Below are 19625 nucleotides of genomic sequence, written 5' to 3' on the forward strand. Positions count from 1 at the left end.
GCAAGGGTGGTGGCTTACTTGCACAGGTCTTTGGTTGTCGGCTTTCCGGCGGGGATATCTTCCCTGGTGAAGCCGTAGGGTTCGCCGATTTTGGTGGCCTGGTCGGAAGTGAGTATGGCCAGGAGCTGCTTGTCGAAGTCGGCGACGAAGTCCTTGTCCTCCAGACGGAAGGCATAGCTTCCGATCCCCATCGCTGTCTTTCCGTCGACGACCGCCTGCTCGAACGGCATCGCGCGTTCTATGGCGGGATCGTTGGCCGTCTTGACGGTCGACTGAATGGTGACGCCGGTGTTTAGGAAGGCATCGATCCGGTCGGTTTTGACGGCTGCCAGCAGCGAGGCGATATCGGGAAGAGCGACGAGCTGCTCCTTCTTGACCCCCATTGCCAGGGCGTGATCGGCGATCGGGCCACCTCCGACGAGATAGCCCATCTTCAGCGACGGGTCTTTGGCGACATCCTGGAAGCTATGAATGGCCTTCGGGTTTCCAGCCGGCACGATCAGACCGTCATTGACGAAATGGGTCGGCTCGGCAAAGGCCACGAGCTTGCATCGGTCCGGGCGGATATAGAGATCGGATGCGATGATGTCGAAGCGCTTAGCCTGCAGACCTGGAATGAGGGCGCCGAACTGGGTGGGCACGGCCTCCAACTGGGCATCGATGCCCATCTTGGCCAGGACTGCCTTGAGCAGATCAACCTCGTAACCAGTCAACTGGCCGTTCGGACCGGTGACGATGAATGGTTCCTGCTCGGCAAAGCCGACCCGGACGGGCTTGCCTGCTTTGGCATCGTCCATCAGGCCGGCCGAGGCGCCGATGGCGGTCGACGCAAGCACAACGATGGTCGCCATTGTTTGTTTGAACATGTGAGTTCCCCTTTTTTTCAGCAGGGGAACCATACACTCTGTCGGATGCTTTTCAAGTGAGTGTATGATTTTTTGTATGCCGTTTATCGCTTTTATGTCATACAAAGTCTGAAAGCTGGTATAATACCTTGGTGGAGTCTCGTCGCCTTGTCGGGCTTTGTGTAAAGACCTTATTGTGGGCGACGGAAATCGGAGCGGCGGTGAATATTTTGGACGATTATAAAGCAGGCGGAGCAAACTGGACACCGCGCCTGGAAAAAGGCGCGTCGTCCAAACATCAAGCGATATTTGAAGCCCTCGTCGCTGACATCGCCAGCGGGCGCTTGCGCCTTGGCGATCGACTGCCTCCGCAGCGTGCTGTCGCCGCAGCGCTCGGAGTCGATCTGACAACGGTCACGAAAGCTTACTCTCGGGCAAGAAGCGAAGGCATTATCGAAGCCTCGACAGGCCGGGGGTCCTTCGTCGCTGTCGGGAGTGTTGAGAACCGTGTGTCGGCAAGCAGCGTCGCTCCGCTTGATCTCAGCCGTAACAGTCCACCAAGATGCAAGGCGGTCGACACGGCGTTTTCGCGCGAGCTCGATCATGCACTCTCCACGCAAGACGACACCGATGTCCTCAACTATCAGGATACGGGCGGGAACTGGACGAACCGCACGGCAGGTGCAACCTGGCTTTCGCGGCGACTTGGCTTTTGTCCGCCGGACCGCGTCGTGTTGACGTCTGGTGCCCAGAGTGCGCTTTTTGCGGTTTGCCATCTTCTTTCGAGGAAGAATAGGCATGTTGCGGTCGGCCAGTTCTCCTATCCGGGGATCCACACCGTTGCCTTTCAGCAGGGGCTGCAATTGATACCACTGGCAATGGACGGCCATGGGATCGCTCCGGATGCATTTGCGGAGGCGTGTGATCGAACAGAGATCGGGATGCTATATATTACTCCCACCGCCGACAACCCGACGACGACGACCATGCCGAGCGAGCGCAGGGAAGAAATCATTCAGATCGCCCGTCGTCACGGGGTTTCGATCATTGAAGACGATCCCTACCACGACCTTGTCACGAACCCTCCTCCACCGATCGCTGCCCATGCTCCGGATCTGGCCTGGCACATCGCCACACTGTCAAAATGCACGAGCCCTTCCTTGCGTCTGGGCTACGTCGCTGCCCCGAATGCCGAGTCAAGCGCACAAATCGCCGCAACCTTGCAAGCCATGACTATGATGGCCTCGCCACTGTTTGCTGCGGTCGCATCGCGTTGGATTTACTCCGGTTATCACCAGGAGGCAGCCCTGTTGATCGCCGAGGAGAATGTCAGGCGCCAAACGATCGCTGCAAACCTCTTCCAAGACTGTGAATTCGAGGCAGACAGGCGAACACCACATATGTGGCTTCGTCTTCCTGCGCCCTGGCGCGCCAACGACTTCGTTCATCAATGTGAACGGCTTGGCGTAATCGTTTTGGGAAGCCCAAGTTTTTCGGTGAACTCGCCCATTTCGGAGGCAGTGCGAATCTCGGTTGGGGCAGCGCCGTCGCAAAAGGCTCTGGAGGATGCGCTCAACACGCTGAGAGCCGTTCTCACAAAAGGGCATTTGACCGCCAACCGAGCCATGGTTTAACGCCGGGAAGCCGGCTCCTCCTTTGCAAGGGAGCCGGGATTGGTGCTCAGTCGACGATAAAGCTTTTGGCGCCAGTTTTGGTGTGCGACCGGTGCGCTGCGTCGCCGAAGTCCGATACTTCGTAGCTCATTCCAGGCGTGAAGTGGAATTCTCGCCCATCCTTCAGCTCAATCGTAATCTCGCCTTCAAGGATATAGACGACGTGACCTCGGTCGCACCAGTGATCGGCCATATAGCCCGGCGAATATTCGATGATGCGAACACGTAGCTCGCCATTGTTGAAGGTCCTCCAGTCACAATGACCCGTCTCGCCCGCGTGGCGGACAGGCTCGACCTTCGACCAATCGATGGATTGGAATGTTAGCGGCGGAATTTTCATTTTCACTCTCTGGTTCTCGCCCCCTGGTGCAGGCGCCGGTGGCTTACTTGCACAGGTCTTTGGTTGTCGGCTTTCCGGCGGGGATATCTTCCCTGGTGAAGCCGTAGGGTTCGCCGATTTTGGTGGCCTGGTCGGAAGTGAGTATGGCCAGGAGCTGCTTGTCGAAGTCGGCGACGAAGTCCTTGTCCTCCAGACGGAAGGCATAGCTTCCGATCCCCATCGCTGTCTTTCCGTCGACGACCGCCTGCTCGAACGGCATCGCGCGTTCTATGGCGGGATCGTTGGCCGTCTTGACGGTCGACTGAATGGTGACGCCGGTGTTTAGGAAGGCATCGATCCGGTCGGTTTTGACGGCTGCCAGCAGCGAGGCGATATCGGGAAGAGCGACGAGCTGCTCCTTCTTGACCCCCATTGCCAGGGCGTGATCGGCGATCGGGCCACCTCCGACGAGATAGCCCATCTTCAGCGACGGGTCTTTGGCGACATCCTGGAAGCTATGAATGGCCTTCGGGTTTCCAGCCGGCACGATCAGACCGTCATTGACGAAATGGGTCGGCTCGGCAAAGGCCACGAGCTTGCATCGGTCCGGGCGGATATAGAGATCGGATGCGATGATGTCGAAGCGCTTAGCCTGCAGACCTGGAATGAGGGCGCCGAACTGGGTGGGCACGGCCTCCAACTGGGCATCGATGCCCATCTTGGCCAGGACTGCCTTGAGCAGATCAACCTCGTAACCAGTCAGCTGGCCGTTCGGACCGGTGACGATGAATGGTTCCTGCTCGGCAAAGCCGACCCGGACGGGCTTGCCTGCTTTGGCGTCGTCCATCAGGCCGGCCGAGGCGCCGATGGCGGTCGACGCAAGCACAACGATGGTCGCCAATGTTTGTTTGAACATGTGAGTTCCCCTTTTTTTCAGCAGGGGAACCATACACTCTGTTGGATGTTTTTCAAGTGAGTGTATGCTTTTTGTATGCCATTCATCGTTTTTTGTGTCATACAATTTGCGGTAAGTATTCGCGATTTGTATGGCGCCACTAAGAAGGAAAGAACAGAAGTTGCATCTGAACCCCTCCGACCCCTCAAGATAGGTAAGGCCGCATGCGGGGCAAGGCAGTGACGTCCCAGATCAACGGCGTCAACAAGACCACGGAACAGCGCAGGACCATCGAAAAAATGCAGACGGGCCTTATCTCATCATCAGCTACTACGAAAGAATTGCGCCATCCGGCGAGAAGCTGCTGAAAGAAGCGGGATGGCCGCGACCATCAATCGGTCTGAGCGTTGGGCCATCTGAGATGAAGCTTCGGTGAGACAGGCGCATGAATCAAGTTTTATCGATGTGTTTCAACCCATTTTAAATTCATGAGCCCATAGGAGTATCACTTCGTCACGGTGGTATTGATGCGTCGTATTGTCGAAAAGTCTATGTTAACTGGATTGCTGTCAGTGTTCGCCTCGCTGGCTCTTTCGTTCATCATTGTTCCGCTGTTGGGCGGACAATTGGCAGGCGCTGGCCTATTCATGACCATTTTTTGCCCGTTGGTGATATCGATCCCGGCTTCGGCGCTGCATTTTACTCAGTCAGAAAAAATCCGACGCGCTGAAGCTGTGACAAAAGAGGCCTTGAACAAGCTCGCGGACGCTTATGACGCCCTTCGCGTCCAATCTCGCACCGATAGCCTGACGGGTATTCTCAATCGCAGCGCCTTCATGGAAGAGCTAGGCGCGGTCAGTCAACGCGGTATGTCCGGCGCCTTATTGTTTCTGGACCTAGACTATTTCAAGTCGATCAACGACCGATATGGTCATGCAACTGGCGATGAAGCTCTTCGCTGCACCGGTCGTTTCCTCGCCCGTTACCAAAGTCAATCAGATTTCGCAGGACGCCTCGGGGGCGAGGAGTTCGGTCTGTTTCAAAGCAATTTGACTGCGGCCGAAATGCTCGTGCGTTGCGAGGAAATCCGGGAAGGGGTCGCGCGTATCGATTTGCGATCGCCCTCGGGTTCGAAAGTGCCAATGTCAGCGAGCATCGGTGTGCTTCACTGCCAGCCAGGGTTTCATCCCCACTCGTGTTTGAAAGCTGCGGACGAAAATCTCTATCGGGCAAAAGCCTCGGGTAGAAACATGGTCATCGGGTAGGTGTCGATCACTTCCGGAGCGCTTAGCAACTGCTATTTCAGGCAGCGCGATGCAGGAAGGGGAGGGTTGCGCCGACCACGATGAGCAAGGCGCCGATGAGAAGCCCGCTGTAAAGTGAGCCCGATTCATCCGTAAATAGCCCGATGCAGAACGGCCCTAGCATCTGACCGATGCCGAAGGCGAAAGTGAAGGTCCCGATGGCGGCGGTATGCTGGGTGCTGTCAACATGGCGCCCGACGAATTCGTTTGTGGCGGCTACAACTGCAAAGAATGTCGAGCCAAACAGCAGCGCCGACAAGATCGCACCGGGAAAGGATGGTATACAAAGGGGGAGGAACGCCCCTATCCCGTTGATGAGGACCAGCGTCGAGAAGGCGAAAGCCTTGCGCGTGCCACACAGAAGACGCGGCCAGATCAACGGTGCTACGGTGGAGGCGAGGCCGATGGCCGTCCAGAAGAAGCTGACATGGTAAGCGGGCTGGCCATCGGATTTGAGATAGGCCACCATGAAGGTCATGTACCCGGTAGAGCCTGCCCCGAACGCGCAATAGCCCAGCAGAACCCACTTGTGGCGAAGCGGAGCGTAGCTCGACCTTTCATTCCCCCGGTCGCGGCTGCCGCTATCTGCCGCCCGAGCAGCGAGCTAGCCGGCGACGCCAAAGATCGCCCCCACGGCGGCAAGCAACAGCCAGACGCCCCGCCAATTCTCCCCGCCAAACTTCTCCAGCCATTGCGGGACTAGCACGCCGGTGCAAGCAAGGCCAAAACCGGCGCCGGCATAGAATAGACCGATCGCGACGCTGCTATGGCGCTGGCCCGCCGCGAGAGCCATTGTCATTACGCCGCCCGTCACGAAGATCCAGGCGCCTGATACGCCCGACAGCAGCCGGAAGAAGCTAAGCACTGCGAAATTGTTGGTGAACCCGAGAGCGAGCACGCAGGCGACGGTGACAAGCGAGCCTATGCCGTAGGTCCGCGCCGAGCCGAGGGTGCGGGCCGCTGTCGTCGCCGTCGACGCGCCGACGATATAGCCGATCGCATTGACCGTGTTAATCCATCCGGCCTGCGAATAGCTCCAGCCCAGGTCGCTCTTCATCATCGGCAGCAACAGCCCGTAAGCGAAGCGAGCGATGCCGAGCCCAAGCGCAGGTCCAAGCGCCAGAAGGCAGATCCTGACGAGCGCTAATCTCACCGCCGGCCGCCGGCAAGTCTGACGGCCGAGGGCGAGCGGCGCAACGTGAGCATCGCCCAGGCACCGACCAACGGTCCGGGCGCCAGGAACGCGAAGGTCCAGTGCCAGCTCCCGGTCAAGGCCGTGATCTGCGGCATCAGCCAAATCGCGAAGACGGTTAGCGCGAAACCAAGGCCCATCTGCAGGCAGAGCGCCGTTCCGACGAAATCGCGGTCGCAGAGCTCGGTGACAGCGGCCGAGAACAATGGCGAATCGCCGATGATCGAGACGCCCCAAACGGTCGCGATCAGCACCAGTAACCAGCTAGGGCCGTCGAAGGCGAAGCCGATCGAAAGCGCGCAAAGACCGGAAACGACCATGAAGCCCGCCGTCGTCGTCGTTCGCCCGAAGCGGTCAGAAAGCAGGCCGCCGGCGATGCAGCCGAACAGACCGGAACCGATAGCTAGGAAAGTGACCAGCGATGTCTGGGCAAGCGAGAGCTTTTCGCCGAACGCGGTGCGCACGAAGACCAGCAGCCATGCCCACATAGCATAGAGCTCCCACATGTGGCCGAAATAGCCGATATTGATCAGAAGCAGATCCCGGTCCCTCAGGACGCGGCCGATCTGGCGAGGATTGAAGACTGCCCGACCGAAGGGATAGGGGCCTTCTTTGGCAAAGAGGAAGAAGCTGAGGCCAGCGGCCAGCGCGGCCGCGCTGGACAGCGCGATCACAAGATGCCAGTCGATCTTCTGGGTGACGGCGCGGAAAAGATGCGGCATGGAGGAGCCAAGCGTCAGTGCTGCGACGATCGCACCCAGCGCAAGCCCGCGGTTGCGCACGAACCAAGTCGAGACCAGCTTGAGTGCCGGCGGATAGACGGCGGCCAGCGATAGGCCGGTCAGGAAGCGGCAGAGAACAGCGAGCGACGCGCCGGGCTCAAGCAGGAGCATGGCGTTGACCACGGCCGCCAGGATAGAGGCAACAGCCATCAGCCGGTTGAGCTGGACGATATCAGGCAGATTGACAAGGCTGGAGGCCAGCGCGCCGATCACGAATCCGATCTGGACGCCATTGGTCATCCAAGCGACCTGACCGTCCGTCAGCGCCCAGGCTGCCTTCAGTTCGGGTGTGACGGCGGTGGCCGAAAACCATGTCGTCATCGACAGCACGACTGACATGCAAAGCATCAGCAGCACCGGCCACGGGCTTCGTGGCGCGATGCCGCCGGCGCTGTCGCGCATGATGTCAGATGCGTCCAAGGCCGTCAGACCTTTGCGAGCGCGACGGTATAGACGGTCGCGGTACCGGAGAGGCAGATTTCCCCGGCCTCGTTGCGCACGCTGGTCTCGATCTTGCAGATCGGCTTGTCGTCCCGCACTTCCTTGATCTCGACCCGGCCGGTGATCGTCTCGTCGACACCGACGGCCTTCACGAATTTCCATTCGACACCGAGAAAGACGGTGCCGGGGCCTGGCAGGTCCTCAGCAACCAGCGCATTCAGGATGCCCGACGTTACGCCGCCCTGGACGATCAGCTTGCCGAAGATGGAGGCCTCGGCCAGCTCGCGGTCGTAATGCAGCGGGTTGCGGTCGCCGGTCATCTCGGTAAAGGCTTCGATGTCCTTCATGCCGGTGCGTCTCGAGCGTTCCGCGACGTCACCGACTTTCGGCTTGCCATTGATGATGCCCGCCCAGCCGTCCACTTTCGGTTCACTCATATCAGGTCCTTTCTTGAGATCGTGACTGCTTGAAAGCCGGCATGTTCCGCCCGCTTATGCGCGTTGGCACCACGTGAACTGCTGCGCCCACGCCAAGTTCGTCGCCGGCATCTCGCAGAATGAAGGTGAGCATGGTTGGGCCTTCCTCAAGTTCGACCACGCCGACGGTATAGGGAACAATCGGAAGCCATCCCGGATGACCGGGCTTGTGAACCTCCGAGAAGGCTTTCAGCGTGGCGCGACCCGAGGCGTCTTTCCAGACGAGTTTGTCGCTCCAGCATTGCGGACATATCGGGCGTGGATAGAAGACATGGGTGTCGCATTCCTCGCAATACTGGATGGAAAGCCGTCCTTCTTCGGCAGCCTTCCAGAAGGGTGCGGTAAGCGCGGTAATCGTCGGCGCGGGTGTCTTTAAAAGATCAAGGTCCATCAATCTGCCCCCAGCACGAGTGCGGTCGCCTCGCTGACGGTGGCGCCGTTGCCGGTGACAAGCGCAAGCTGAGGATTTCTGATCTGTCGGCCGGTCGCCGAACCGCGAAGCTGACGCACGGCTTCCACGATATGTGTCATACCGCCGGCGAGATCGGGCTGACCGAAACCAAGTTGACCGCCGTGTGTGTTAAGCGGCGTGTCGCCGCTGAATGAGAGATCGCGGCCGTTTAGCCATTCGCTAAAGCCGCCCGGCCGGCAAAGGCCGGCGTCCTCGATCGTCAGCGCCACCATGACGGTATAGCAGTCGTAGAGAGACAGAAGGTTCATGTCCTCGGCACGCGTTCCCGACTGAGCCAGTGCGCGCGCGATGGCCTGCTTCAGTGGGCCGGTGGTCAGGTCCGGAGCCTGGGATGCGGCCCTATGGGTGATCTTTTCGCCGGCACCCAGCAGATGGACCAGGCGCTGCTGTCGCTCGCGGGCGCGGCGCACCGAGGTCACGATAACGGCCTCGGCACCAGCGACCGGCATCACGATTTCGAAAAGGTGGAGCGGTGAGGCGATCAGCGGTGAGGTAAGGATTTCCTCGACGCTGGCCGGCTTGCCGTAGAAGATCGCATCCTCGTTGAATTGCGCATTGTGCCGTGCCCAATGCGCTATCGCCGCGTAGTGCTCCGGCTTGGTGCCATAGCGGGCCATATGGGCCTGCATGAACAGCGCGTAGGAGATGTTGGCGCCAGACGCGCCGAACGGCACGTCGAATTCGCGGATCGGGTTTCGATTGGGAGAACGCGGAGGATCGTCGTCTCGCGCGTTGCCGAGAATGCAAAGGACGGTCTCGCACATGCCCGCTTCGATGGCTGCGGCCGCTCGCCAGACCATGCCGGCACCCGAAGCGCCGCCAAGATCGACGACGTTGCCCATCGAGGGGCGCAGCCCCAGATATTCGGCAATGGTCGCCGGCACATGCTGCGGCGTTTCGCCGACTTGCGGGCCGACCATAAGGCCGTCGATTTCGTAAGGCTCGATCCCTGCGTCCGCAACGGCTGCTGCGGACACCTTCGCCAGCATCTCCAGCGTCGTGACGCCCTCGGTCCGGCGCGTAGGCTTCAATTCGCCGATACCGATGATTGCGCCTTTTGATCCCTGCTGCCTCATGCGGCTTTGCTCCTGTCGAGCGCCCGATATTCTTCGAGGCATTCGGGATTGGCCAAGGACCCCAAATTCTTGACTATGCCGCCTTCAAGTACGGTACGGGCGGCACCCTCAACGCGCTTGCCGTTCAGCGTGTAGGGAATGGCACTGACCAGGTGAATGCGATGGGGGACATGGCGCGGCGAGGCCATCTCTCTAATGCATTGGCGAATCCGCTTGGCGAACGAGTCCGTCAGCGACTGCGCCTCCTTCAGCTTGACGCAGAGGACGATCTCTTCGTCCCCGGGGACCGGCGCTCCGAAGACAAGGCAGTCCTCGATCTCGGGGAAGAGCTCACAGGCCGCGTAAATCTCCGCGGTGCCGATGCGCACACCCCCAGGCTTCAGCGTGGTATCCGAACGGCCATAGATGACGGCTGAACCATAGGGTGTCATTTCGGCGATATCGCCGTGTGTCCAGATCTCGCGGCGATGAGCAAAATAGGTATCGTGATAGCGTTGCGTGCCGCCTTCACCCCAGAAGGTAAGCGGCATGGAAGGAAAGGGTTCGGTGCAGACGAGATCGCCTTGACGGCCGAAGACCGGCGCATTGCGATCGTCCATGACCGCGACGGCTAGCCCGAGGCCCTTGACGGTAAGATGGCCGCGGCGGACCGGATGCAGCGGCGAGCCGAGCATGAAGCAGCCGATGATTTCCGTACCGCCAGAGATCGATGCAAAAACCATGTCCCGCTTGATGTGGTCGTAGACCCAGTCGAACTGCTGCGGTGAGACGGGCGCGCCCGCCGAGAGGACTGAGCGCAAGGCGGAGAGATCGTGATGCACCGCGGGGTAATAGCGCTCGTCGGCAAGTGTCGCCAGATATTTTGGGCTCGTGCCGAAATGCGTGACGCCTGCAGCCTCGCATGCTTTCCACAGTGGCGTGACGTCAAGGCCTTCGGGCGTCTTCAGGATTGGGGCACCATCATAAAGCAGAATGGCGGCATCGCAGGCGAGCGCTGAGATAAGCCAATGATACATCATCCAGGCCGTGTTGGTGTACCAGCTGACGACGTCGCCCGGCCTGACATCACCGTGCAGGCGGTGTTCCTTGACGTGCTGGAGGATGACGCCGCCAGTCGAATGCACGATGGCTTTTGGCGCCCCCGTCGTGCCGGATGTATAAAGAACATAAAGCGGATGCGAGAAGGCGACACGCTCGAAGGTCAGCGGCGCCGTGCCGCCGAAGCTTTCATAGGAGTGGACCGCGAAACTCGCGGCGCCGCTTTCCGGCACCGGTCCCGATGTCACGATCAGATGCTCGACGCTCGGCATGCCGGTGGCAATATCCGAAACACGGGTAGCGATATCATGATCCCTGCCGCCATAGCGATAGGAGGTGGCTGCGAACAGGACTTTCGGGCGGATCTGTCCCAGCCGGTCGAGAATGGCAGTTGTGCCGAAATCGGGTGAGCAGGAAGACCATGTCGCGCCGATCGACGCGGTGGCGAGCAGGGCGACGAGCGCCTGCGTCCTGTTCGGCAGGACGCCCGCCACGCAGTCGTTGCTGGTGACACCCGCGCGCCGAAGACCGTCGGCTACACGGGCGACCATTGCCCGCAGCTCGCCGCGCGTCACCCGCGCGGCATGGCCCGTCTCGTCGGCCTCGTGGATGGCGACAGCATCGTCGGCGCCACGAAGAAGGTTTTCGGCAAGATTGATGCGGGCGTCGGGAAAGAAGGACGAGCCAGTCATGGGCCGATCGGCATTCTCGACGAAATCGACGTTGCCAGGCGATCCTATGATGCCCGCATCATCCCAAACCGCACGCCAGAAATTGCCCTTGTCGGCGACAGACCAGCGATGCAGCGTGTCGTAGTCGCGCGGATCGAAGCCGTTGGCGAGGGCGAAACCGGCAAGATTGCTGCTTTCAAAACAGCTGTCCTCAGGCTTCCAGATGATATCGGAACGCATCTTCTCTCCCATGGCCGGCGCAGACATTCGGTATTGCAAAAGTACCGACCGATCGGTACAATTTCGCAACTCGATGCGAGTGTCAATCGATTTTCGTATGCGGGCCAGCCGGAAATGGATTATCAAGGCGGCGTTCGCTTGTGGCGAAGTCAGAGGGAAGAGATGGACGAATTGCAGAGCATGCTGAAGCCGGGCGACCTTTCCGACAGCAAGCGAATGATCATGGAAGTCGCGGCAAAACTCTTCGCCGACAAGGGCTATGGTGGCGTCGGCATCAGCGAGGTTGGTGACGCGGCAGGCTTCGGCAAGGGTGCCCTTTACTACCATATCAAGTCTAAGGAAGACCTGCTCTTCGACATCATGACCGTCTACATGGTGGAATTGATCAACGCCGCCCGGACCATCGAAATCAGTGGGGCGAACGTTACAGAGCGTATCCGCGCGCTTAGCGAAAGCTTCATGGATATCATGTTCGCGAGCCGCCCCGAGATGACCGTCTGCTTCCGCGAAGTGCATGCGCTGACAGAGGCGCGGCGCAGGGGTGTGATGGCGCTGCACGCTGAATATCAGGACATCTGGATGCGGGTTTTCGCCGATGGCGCGCGCCTGGGCATCTTTCGTTCGCTGTCCAAGGTCGAGGTTAAGGCGATTCTCGGCATGTATTTCTACAGCTTCCTGTGGATCCGCGGCGATGGTGCCATGAGTGTGCAAGCCATTTCTGAAAATTTCGCGGGCATCGCCTTGCGAGCGGCTGCGAGGGACTAGCGCAGATGCGAGATGACGTCTTCATCGTCGCGGCGAGGCGGACGGCCATCGCACGGCTGAACGGCAGCCTTGCTACCAAGACGGCAGCAGATCTAGGCGCGGTCGTGATCCAGGCGCTTCTCGAAGAGGCGGATATCGCCGGCGACGCCGTCGATGAGGTCATCATGGGGCAGGTGCTGACGGGCGGAGCGGGGCAGAACCCGGCACGGCAGGCAGCCCTGGCCGCTGGAATACCGGTCAGCGTTCCGGCGATGACCGTCAACAAAGTCTGCGGCGCCGGCCAGAAATCCATCCACCTTGCGGCGCAGGCGATCCGCTGCGGCGATGCGGATATCGTCATCGCCGGCGGCCAGGACAGCATGAGCCGTGCGCCTCATCTGCTGTACGGCCTGCGCAGCGGCATCAGGGCTGGCGATCAGACGATGAAGGATTCGATGGTGGTCGACGGCCTGTGGGACGCCTTTCATGATGTCCACATGGGCGAAACCGCCGAGCATCTGGCGCGGCGCTACCAGGTCGGCCGCGCAGAGCAGGATGCCTTTGCCCTCGCTTCCCAACAAAAGGCGGCCGTAGCTGCCAGTTCGGGACGCTTTTCCAGCGAGATCGTGCCCGTCACGCTGACGGGTCGGCGCGGAGATACGGTCTTCGGCGCCGACGAGCATCTGAACCCGGCGACGACGCTAGAGAAACTCGGTGGTCTAAGGCCTGTTTTCGATGCCGAAGGTACGGTGACGGCCGGCAATTCATCGGGACTGAACGACGGCGCGGCTGCCGTTCTTGTTGTTTCGGGCCGAAGGGTCGCGGAGCTCAACCTGACGCCGGTCGCACGCATCGCCGCCTATGCATCTGCCGGAGTCAAGCCGATGGATATGGGCCTCGGTCCGGTCGCGGCGTCACGCGCGGCACTGAAGAAGGCCGGCTGGCGTCATGACGATCTCGATCTGATGGAGATCAACGAAGCATTCGCGGCCCAGGCGATTGCGGTCAACCGCGAGATGGGATGGGACGGCGGACGCATCAACGTCAATGGCGGCGCCATTGCGCTTGGGCATCCGCTTGCCGGCTCCGGTTGCCGAATCGTCACCACGCTCGTCCATGAAATGTTGAAGCGCCAGGCGGGCAAGGGGCTTGCCTCGCTTTGCATCGGCGGTGGGCTCGGCGTCGCGATCTGCCTGGAGGGCGTATGACGAGGCGAGGGGGCAGCTGCCCCGCTTGACCTTTGCTCAAAAGAGAATGAGTTTGGGACAATTCTAGATATAAGCAGATTGCCCCATGAACACGAAAATCCGCCCGGTCGGCCGTCCGCGCTACGACCATTCAGACGATAGTGCCAACGACGCCTTCAGGGCCATGGCCCGCGAGAATCTCGACCGGGGTGAAAGCGCTCCGCTCTGGGTTCAACTGAAGAACCGCATCCAGGACGCAATCGTCGCGCAGCAACTCAGCCCGAATTCGCGCATGCCCTCCGAGCAGGCGCTATGCGAGATCTTCGACGTCTCCAAGCCAGTCGTCCGTGCGGCGCTCAGTGCGCTGGCTGCAGAAGGTCACGTCATCAAACTGCCCCGCAAGGGCATGTTCGTTGCCAATAGCCGGCAGGATGTCGACTTCATGACGTCGAACCTCGGCGTCTTCGGTGATTTGACGGCAAAGGGGCACGTCGTCACGACGAAGACCTTCGAATTCTATCGCGCCAGCGCCGACGAGGATGAGCGACGCGTCTTCGGGTTACCGGGCGAAGGTGATGTAGTGCGTATCACGCGCGTGTACTATTGCGACGGCGAACCGATAACGCTGACGCATATTTCTTTGCCGGGCCACAAGGTGCCTGGGATGGAGAAGCTCGACATCCATAATCGCTCCGTCTTCCAGACGATCAAGGAACAGTATGGACTGACCGTTCAGCGCGCGGAACGCTGGTTCACGGCTGCGATGCCCGACAAGCATGCGGTTGAGCGCATGGGAATTGCCGCCGATTCGCCGCTGATCGCGATTGAATCGATCGCTTACGACCACGATGGGGCGGCGCTGGAATATTATAAGGCTTTCTACAATTCAGCTGTCGCGCGAATCCACGTCCGCATTGATCCTTAGCCTTGGACCATTCGGTACAAAAAATCGATTTCTGGTTATAACCAGATTGACAAGCACCGAACTGCCCCGTAGTCTCCTTTCATAAGGCGTGGGAGCGCCGGAGGAATTCACAGGACGAGAGCTTGAAGAGCGCGGAGCCATGCGGCTCCACGCACGGTCTCTCTTGCGCTGTGGTCAGGCATTCGGGAGGCAGGAATGGATTATCGCAACCAGTTCAACCTTGAGGGGCAGGTCGCCGTCGTGACCGGCGGCGCCAGCGGGATTGGCCTGGAGACGGCGAGAGCCCTTGCCAGTGCCGGGGCCGATCTGGCGCTGATCGATCTCGGCGAGGATGCCTTGGCAAAGGCCGCCGGCGAGATCGCCGCATCCGGCCGGAAGGTTTCGACGCATATAGTCAACGTCACCGATCCCGCTCCGGTCAACGCCGCAGCCGATGCGGTTATGGCCAGTCACGGCAAGGTCAGCATTCTCGTCAATAGCGCCGGTATTGCGCGGCTGCATTCGGCGCTCGAGGTGTCCGACGAGGAATGGCGCCTGGTCATGGATGTCAACGTCAACGGTACCTTCTGGGTCTCGCGTGCCTTCGGCCGCTTCATGGCGGAGGCTGGTACCGGAAGCATCGTCAATCTCGGCTCCATGTCGGGCCTCATCATCAACCGCCCGCAATTTGCGGCCTCCTACATGGCCAGCAAGGGCGCGGTCCATATGCTGACCAAGGCGCTCGCGGTGGAATGGGTGGACAAGGGCGTGCGCGTCAACGCCGTCGCTCCCGGCTATGTCGGCACGGAGATGACGCTCAAGATGCGCGAGCAGCCCGAGCTCTTCAATGTGTGGATGGACATGACGCCGATGAAGCGTTGCGGCGAACCCTCCGAAATCGCCTCCGCCATCCTCTTTCTCGCTTCCCCCGCGAGCAGCTACGTCACCGGCTCCATACTATCGGTCGACGGCGGCTACACAGCTCTTTGATATTGATTGGAAACCAAAATGTTTAGCTCTACCGAACTTGAGAAGCGACAGGCGATCATCAGCGCCTGCCTGGAGATGAACCGCCTCGGCATCAATCAGGGCACATCCGGCAACATCAGCGTACGCCACGACGACTTCATCCTGATCACGCCGACGAGCACCCCCTACGAGCGGCTGACGCCGGAAAGCATCGTGCGGCTGGAACTCGATGGCTCAACCAAAGGGCCGCTACAGGCCTCCAGCGAATGGCGTTTCCATCGCGACATCATGATCGCGCGCCCCGATGTGAACGCGATCGTGCATGCCCATCCGATCTATTCGACGATCATTGCCATCATGGGCCTCGACATTCCGTCGATCCATTACATGGTCGCGGTTGCCGGCGGAGAAGACATCCGCTGCGCGCCCTACGCCACATTCGGGACGGACGAACTGTCCCGCAACGCGGTCGTGGCACTGGAGGGCCGCAAGGCGTGCCTTCTAGCTCATCACGGGATCATTGCTGTCGGCGACACCCTCTCGAAGGCCCTCTGGCTTTCGGTCGAGGTTGAGACGCTCGCCCACCAGTTCCACGGCACCCTCCAGCTCGGCAAGCCACCGCTTCTGCCGAAGGAGGAGATCGACCGCGTGATCACCAAGATGGGAACTTACGGCCTCAAGGAGTAACGGCTCGACGGGGGCCGGGAGGCCGTCTGCGTGCCGATGCAAGACAGATATCAACGGACAGACCTCGGGAGGAAAAAATGTCCAGATCGAAGAGCAGCAATATTCACCGCAACATCTTCCGCGCCGCCGTCGCGGTCTGCGCCCTGTTTGCCGGCATGCATGCCGCAACGGCCCAGGACGCCGGCGACGAGAAGCTCTCGCTGAAGGGCAAGAAAATCGGCATCTCGGCGGTCGGCACCGATCATGACTGGGACCTGAAGGCCTATCAGGGCATTATCGACGAAGTGAAGGCTTTGGGCGGCGAACCGATCGCGCTCGACGCCAAGCGCAACGATCAGACGCATGTCTCGCAGCTCCAGACGCTGATCGCTCAGAAGCCCGACGCCATCATCGAACAGCTCGGCAATCTCGACGTTCTCAATCCCTGGCTGAAGCGCATTCGCGACGCCGGCATCCCGCTCTTCACCGTCGATACGGCAACGCCCTATTCGCTGAACAACAGCACGTCGAACAACTACGCGCTGGCATCGGAAGTCGCGCTGCAGATGGTTGCTGACATGGGCGGCAAGGGCAATGTGCTGGTCTTCAACGGCTTCTATAGCGTTCCGGTCTGCAAGATCCGCTACGACCAGCTGAAATACGTGCTGCAGTCCTTTCCCGATGTGAAGATCATCGAGCCGGAACTGCGTGACGTGATCCCCAATACGGTGCAGAGCGCCTATTCCAACGTCACCGACATGCTGACCAAGTATCCCAAGGATGGCGACATCTCTGCGGTGTGGGCATGCTGGGATATCCCGCAGATCGGCGCGACGCAGGCGATCGAGGCCGCAGGCCGCAAGGGCATCAAGACCTACGCGATCGACGGCAGCCCTGAGGTGGTCGAAATGGTCGCCAATCCCGAATCCGTTGCCGGCGCAGTCGGCGCCCAGCAGCCCTACGAGATCGGCAAGTCTGCGGCCCGCAACGCCGCAAAATACCTTGCCGGCCAAACGGTCAGCCCGTTCACTTTCGTCCCGGCGGTGTTGATTACGAAGGAAAACGCCGCGCAGACCGCGGCGCCCTTCCTCGCCAAGAAAGAAAATTGATTGAGCGCGGCACGCCTTCCTCCAGGGGAAGGCGTGCCATAACCTAACGATGACGGGGAGGGGTTCTGATGACCTCCGGAAATGACCTTGCGATCGACATGCGCGGAATCTCGAAGAGCTTCGGGGTTGTAAAGGCATTGGCCGACGCGGATCTCAAAGTTCGGCGCGGAACCATCCATGGTCTCGTTGGCCAGAACGGCGCCGGCAAGTCGACGATCATTAAGGTGCTCGCCGGAATGCTGAAGCCCGATGCCGGAGAAATCGTCATCAACGGTCAGTCCGTATCGCGCCTCACCCCCGCCAATGTCGAAAAGCTCGGCGTTCATTTCATTCACCAGGATCGCCTGCTGGTTCCGACCGCAACCGTCGGCGAGGCGATTTTCCTGAAGAATGAACCTGGCTTCGGCTTTTTTGTCAATCACCGCAGCATGGCGCGGCGCGCCCGCGAAATGCTGCGGCAGTATTTCGATCTTGAGATTCCGGCTGGCACCCTCGTTCAGGACCTGACGACCGCGCAGCAGAAGATCGTGCAGATAACGCGCGCACTGGCTCACAATGCATCCATACTGGTGCTCGACGAGCCCACCGCGGCGCTGGTCAAGCGCGAGGTCGACAGCCTTTTCCGCGTCCTCAGGCGGCTGCGCGACGACGGCATCGCGATCATTTTCATCTCGCACTACATGCAGGAAATCGAAGATCTGTGCGACGAAGTTACGGTCATGCGCAACGGAACCGATGTCGGCGTTATCGTGCCCCGCGAGACCGGTATAGACGAAATCGTCCGCATGATGATCAACCGCGATGTTGGCGATATGTTCCCGAAGCGCAGCGGCGCGATCGGCGAGCCGGTGCTCAAAGTCTCGAACCTTTCGCTTTCCGGCCATTTCGAGAACATCTCGTTGCAGGTCAATGCCGGTGAAGTCGTCGGCATCACCGGCCTGCTCGGATCCGGCGTCAAGGAGCTCATCCATTGCCTCTTCGGCCTCGATAAGACCGATGGCGGTGACATTGCCATCGAGGGCAGACCCGCCCGCTTCGCGACGCCTGTTTCTGCTGTCTCCCAGGACGTAGCCCTGGTACCGGAGGACCGGCGCGCGCATGGCGTTGCGCTCGGTCTTTCGGTCCGGGAAAACATTTCTCTGGCGAGCCTCAAGCGATACAGCCGCAACGGTTTCGTCTCGCGATCGCTGGAAAATGAGGCCGTGGACCGTTTCATTCGCGAGCTTTCGATCAAGACGCCGCAGCGCGACGCCCTGGTCAAGACCCTGTCGGGCGGCAATCAGCAGAAGGTTGCTCTGGCCAAGTGGCTAAGCTGCCGGTCCAAGGTCTATATCCTCGACGAGCCGACTGTCGCCGTCGATGTCGGGGCCAAGGTCGAAATCTACAATCTGCTGAACCGGCTTGCGGCAGAAGGTGCTGCGATTCTGTTCATGTCCTCGGATTTGCTGGAGCTGATCGGCGTCTGCGATCGTATCCTGGTGATCTATCGCGGCGAACTTACCCATGAATTTAAGGCCGGCGAGGTCGATAGCGACCGGCTGCTCTCGGCAGCCTCGGGTGCACGTGGGCCGGCAGACAGGAGTGCGGCATGAGCGCGGTTCCGGCCAACAGGGAATTGACAATGAACGCCAGCGATAAAACGTCCGCGAAAGCTGGGTCCGGCAGAAAGGCGCTCATCGCATGGGTGGTGCGGCTTGGCGCGATTGGCTGCTTCGTCCTGATCCTGCTTTATTTCGCCATCATGGCGCCGGGCTTCCTGTCTTTGTACAACGCAATGAACGTTGTGGAGCAGTCGGCGATCCTCGGCATCCTCGCCTTCGGTATGTCGACCGTCATCATCGGCGGCGGCAGCGACGTGCAGACCGGGGGCATCGATCTTTCCATGGCGGCGGCGACCGGCCTTTGCGCTGCGGTCTTCGCCAGTATGCTGAATGCGGGCTTCCCGACGCCGGTGGCATTTCTCGCGACACTGGCAACCGGCCTGCTGGTCGGTTTTCTGAACGCCATCGCTATCGTCCGGCTCAACATCCTGCCGCTGCTCGCGACGCTTGCGACGATGAATATCGTTGCAGGTGCCGAGCTGATCCTGACGCAGAATACCGTTCTGCCCGTCACCTCGGATTTCACCGCCGAACTGGCGATGGGGTCGGTGGCCGGCGTCTCCTTTCTTGCCTGGTCGCTGATCGGCTTCACGATCCTGATGCTTGTCGTGCTGCATTTCACTGGCACCGGTCTGCGGCTCTATGCCGTTGGCGGGCATCCGGAAGCCGCGCGTGCCGCTGGTATCGGCGTCGGACGATACCTGACGGGCACCTACCTGTTCTCGGGCGCCTGCGCCGCCATGGCGAGCGTTCTGCTGATCTCACGCCTCAGCGCCAGCACGCCTGGAACCGGCGAACTTTTGCTGTCGATTCTTGCTGCGGCGCTGCTCGGCACCGTCTTCTCGCGGCGTTTCGTGCCGACGGCCGGCGGTACGCTGCTCAGCACGCTTTTCATCGGCTTTCTCGCCAACGGCTTCCAGCTGCTCAACGTCTCCAGTTATTGGGTCAATGGCGTCCAGGGCGCGCTGATCCTGCTCGTTGTTGCCGCAACCTCCTTTGCCAAACCTTCGGAGCGCTGATC

At 60.3% G+C, this 19625-nt stretch carries 18 protein-coding genes and 1 pseudogene; 10 read left to right on the forward strand and 9 right to left on the reverse strand.

Going from position 1 to position 19625, the window contains the following annotated elements:
* Positions 1–14: 14 nt before the first annotated feature.
* On the reverse strand, positions 15–866 hold the full coding sequence (ehuB, locus tag KQ933_RS33100; protein WP_216761120.1) for an ectoine/hydroxyectoine ABC transporter substrate-binding protein EhuB: 852 nt from the start codon (positions 864–866) through the stop codon (positions 15–17).
* A gap of 200 nt (positions 867–1066) precedes the next feature.
* On the opposite strand from ehuB (KQ933_RS33100), the gene KQ933_RS33105 reads away from it, so the two are divergent.
* Positions 1067–2479, forward strand: a complete 1413-nt coding sequence (locus KQ933_RS33105; RefSeq protein ID WP_216761121.1) for a PLP-dependent aminotransferase family protein — start codon at positions 1067–1069, stop codon at positions 2477–2479.
* A 46-nt stretch (positions 2480–2525) separates the two neighbouring features.
* Here the strand turns inward: KQ933_RS33105 and KQ933_RS33110 are convergent, their stop codons facing one another.
* Complete coding sequence (locus tag KQ933_RS33110) at positions 2526–2858, reverse strand: DHCW motif cupin fold protein (protein ID WP_216761122.1); 333 nt, start codon at positions 2856–2858, stop codon at positions 2526–2528.
* 43 nt (positions 2859–2901) lie between these two features.
* The gene (gene ehuB, locus KQ933_RS33115) at positions 2902–3753 is read right to left on the reverse strand and encodes an ectoine/hydroxyectoine ABC transporter substrate-binding protein EhuB (protein ID WP_216761123.1); all 852 of its coding nucleotides are present in this window, start codon (positions 3751–3753) and stop codon (positions 2902–2904) included.
* 506 nt (positions 3754–4259) lie between these two features.
* Between ehuB (KQ933_RS33115) and KQ933_RS33120 the strand changes: the two genes are divergently transcribed.
* On the forward strand, positions 4260–4997 hold the full coding sequence (locus tag KQ933_RS33120) for a GGDEF domain-containing protein (protein WP_216761124.1): 738 nt from the start codon (positions 4260–4262) through the stop codon (positions 4995–4997).
* A gap of 37 nt (positions 4998–5034) precedes the next feature.
* On the opposite strand, the pseudogene KQ933_RS33695 reads toward KQ933_RS33120, so the two are convergent.
* The 6 genes and pseudogenes from KQ933_RS33695 to KQ933_RS33155 form a co-directional block, all read right to left on the reverse strand.
* Positions 5035–6096 (reverse strand): annotated as a pseudogene (locus KQ933_RS33695) (YbfB/YjiJ family MFS transporter).
* An 89-nt stretch (positions 6097–6185) separates the two neighbouring features.
* Complete coding sequence (locus KQ933_RS33135; protein WP_216761126.1) at positions 6186–7412, reverse strand: nitrate/nitrite transporter; 1227 nt, start codon at positions 7410–7412, stop codon at positions 6186–6188.
* 23 nt (positions 7413–7435) lie between these two features.
* Complete coding sequence (locus KQ933_RS33140) at positions 7436–7888, reverse strand: MaoC family dehydratase (protein WP_216761127.1); 453 nt, start codon at positions 7886–7888, stop codon at positions 7436–7438.
* A gap of 1 nt (position 7889) precedes the next feature.
* Positions 7890–8318: a Zn-ribbon domain-containing OB-fold protein gene (locus KQ933_RS33145; protein WP_216761128.1), complete on the reverse strand. Its 429-nt coding sequence runs from the start codon at positions 8316–8318 to the stop codon at positions 7890–7892.
* On the reverse strand, positions 8318–9475 hold the full coding sequence (locus KQ933_RS33150; RefSeq protein ID WP_216761129.1) for a thiolase family protein: 1158 nt from the start codon (positions 9473–9475) through the stop codon (positions 8318–8320). Before KQ933_RS33150 ends, KQ933_RS33145 begins: the two co-directional genes overlap by 1 nt.
* A complete protein-coding gene (locus KQ933_RS33155; protein ID WP_253958482.1) occupies positions 9472–11424 on the reverse strand; it encodes an acetoacetate--CoA ligase in 1953 nt (650 codons plus the stop codon). The genes KQ933_RS33150 and KQ933_RS33155 overlap by 4 nt, the downstream gene beginning before the upstream one ends.
* Before the next feature lie 162 nt (positions 11425–11586).
* Here KQ933_RS33155 and KQ933_RS33160 point away from each other — a divergent pair, with 162 nt between their 5' ends.
* The 8 genes from KQ933_RS33160 to KQ933_RS33195 all read left to right on the forward strand — a co-directional run bounded on the left by KQ933_RS33160 (position 11587) and on the right by KQ933_RS33195 (position 19623).
* Positions 11587–12189 (forward strand): TetR/AcrR family transcriptional regulator, encoded by a 603-nt coding sequence (locus tag KQ933_RS33160; RefSeq protein WP_216761131.1) that lies wholly within the window; start codon positions 11587–11589, stop codon positions 12187–12189.
* 5 nt (positions 12190–12194) lie between these two features.
* Positions 12195–13376, forward strand: coding sequence for an acetyl-CoA C-acetyltransferase (locus tag KQ933_RS33165; RefSeq protein WP_216761132.1), 1182 nt, complete (start codon positions 12195–12197; stop codon positions 13374–13376).
* An 85-nt stretch (positions 13377–13461) separates the two neighbouring features.
* Positions 13462–14280, forward strand: coding sequence for a GntR family transcriptional regulator (locus KQ933_RS33170; protein ID WP_216761133.1), 819 nt, complete (start codon positions 13462–13464; stop codon positions 14278–14280).
* Positions 14281–14475: 195 nt separating this feature from the next.
* Positions 14476–15249: an SDR family NAD(P)-dependent oxidoreductase gene (locus KQ933_RS33175; RefSeq protein ID WP_216761134.1), complete on the forward strand. Its 774-nt coding sequence runs from the start codon at positions 14476–14478 to the stop codon at positions 15247–15249.
* Between the two features lie 18 nt (positions 15250–15267).
* Positions 15268–15915, forward strand: a complete 648-nt coding sequence (locus KQ933_RS33180; RefSeq protein WP_216761135.1) for a class II aldolase/adducin family protein — start codon at positions 15268–15270, stop codon at positions 15913–15915.
* 155 nt (positions 15916–16070) lie between these two features.
* Entirely contained in the window at positions 16071–17003 is a 933-nt protein-coding gene (locus KQ933_RS33185) for a sugar ABC transporter substrate-binding protein (protein ID WP_253958504.1), read from the forward strand.
* A 68-nt stretch (positions 17004–17071) separates the two neighbouring features.
* Positions 17072–18595, forward strand: a complete 1524-nt coding sequence (locus tag KQ933_RS33190) for a sugar ABC transporter ATP-binding protein (RefSeq protein WP_253958483.1) — start codon at positions 17072–17074, stop codon at positions 18593–18595.
* Positions 18596–18624: 29 nt separating this feature from the next.
* A complete protein-coding gene (locus KQ933_RS33195) occupies positions 18625–19623 on the forward strand; it encodes an ABC transporter permease (RefSeq protein ID WP_253958505.1) in 999 nt (332 codons plus the stop codon).
* The last annotated feature ends 2 nt before the right edge of the window (positions 19624–19625 follow it).

It is taken from the genome of Rhizobium sp. WYJ-E13 (assembly GCF_018987265.1).
GTDB lineage: Bacteria > Pseudomonadota > Alphaproteobacteria > Rhizobiales > Rhizobiaceae > Rhizobium.

Bases quoted from the DNA above. Each gene is read 5' to 3' on its own strand.
- KQ933_RS33170 (WP_216761133.1), top strand. From the start codon at position 13,462: ATGAACACGAAAATCCGCCCGGTCGGCCGTCCGCGCTACGACCATTCA.
- KQ933_RS33190 (WP_253958483.1), top strand. From the start codon at position 17,072: ATGACCTCCGGAAATGACCTTGCGATCGACATGCGCGGAATCTCGAAG.
- ehuB (WP_216761120.1), bottom strand. From the start codon at position 866: ATGTTCAAACAAACAATGGCGACCATCGTTGTGCTTGCGTCGACCGCC.
- KQ933_RS33140 (WP_216761127.1), bottom strand. From the start codon at position 7,888: ATGAGTGAACCGAAAGTGGACGGCTGGGCGGGCATCATCAATGGCAAG.
- KQ933_RS33150 (WP_216761129.1), bottom strand. From the start codon at position 9,475: ATGAGGCAGCAGGGATCAAAAGGCGCAATCATCGGTATCGGCGAATTG.
- KQ933_RS33145 (WP_216761128.1), bottom strand. From the start codon at position 8,318: ATGGACCTTGATCTTTTAAAGACACCCGCGCCGACGATTACCGCGCTT.
- KQ933_RS33135 (WP_216761126.1), bottom strand. From the start codon at position 7,412: ATGCGCGACAGCGCCGGCGGCATCGCGCCACGAAGCCCGTGGCCGGTG.
- KQ933_RS33120 (WP_216761124.1), top strand. From the start codon at position 4,260: ATGCGTCGTATTGTCGAAAAGTCTATGTTAACTGGATTGCTGTCAGTG.
- ehuB (WP_216761123.1), bottom strand. From the start codon at position 3,753: ATGTTCAAACAAACATTGGCGACCATCGTTGTGCTTGCGTCGACCGCC.
- KQ933_RS33165 (WP_216761132.1), top strand. From the start codon at position 12,195: ATGCGAGATGACGTCTTCATCGTCGCGGCGAGGCGGACGGCCATCGCA.
- KQ933_RS33180 (WP_216761135.1), top strand. From the start codon at position 15,268: ATGTTTAGCTCTACCGAACTTGAGAAGCGACAGGCGATCATCAGCGCC.
- KQ933_RS33175 (WP_216761134.1), top strand. From the start codon at position 14,476: ATGGATTATCGCAACCAGTTCAACCTTGAGGGGCAGGTCGCCGTCGTG.
- KQ933_RS33160 (WP_216761131.1), top strand. From the start codon at position 11,587: ATGGACGAATTGCAGAGCATGCTGAAGCCGGGCGACCTTTCCGACAGC.
- KQ933_RS33185 (WP_253958504.1), top strand. From the start codon at position 16,071: ATGCATGCCGCAACGGCCCAGGACGCCGGCGACGAGAAGCTCTCGCTG.
- KQ933_RS33195 (WP_253958505.1), top strand. From the start codon at position 18,625: ATGAACGCCAGCGATAAAACGTCCGCGAAAGCTGGGTCCGGCAGAAAG.
- KQ933_RS33110 (WP_216761122.1), bottom strand. From the start codon at position 2,858: ATGAAAATTCCGCCGCTAACATTCCAATCCATCGATTGGTCGAAGGTC.
- KQ933_RS33155 (WP_253958482.1), bottom strand. From the start codon at position 11,424: ATGCGTTCCGATATCATCTGGAAGCCTGAGGACAGCTGTTTTGAAAGC.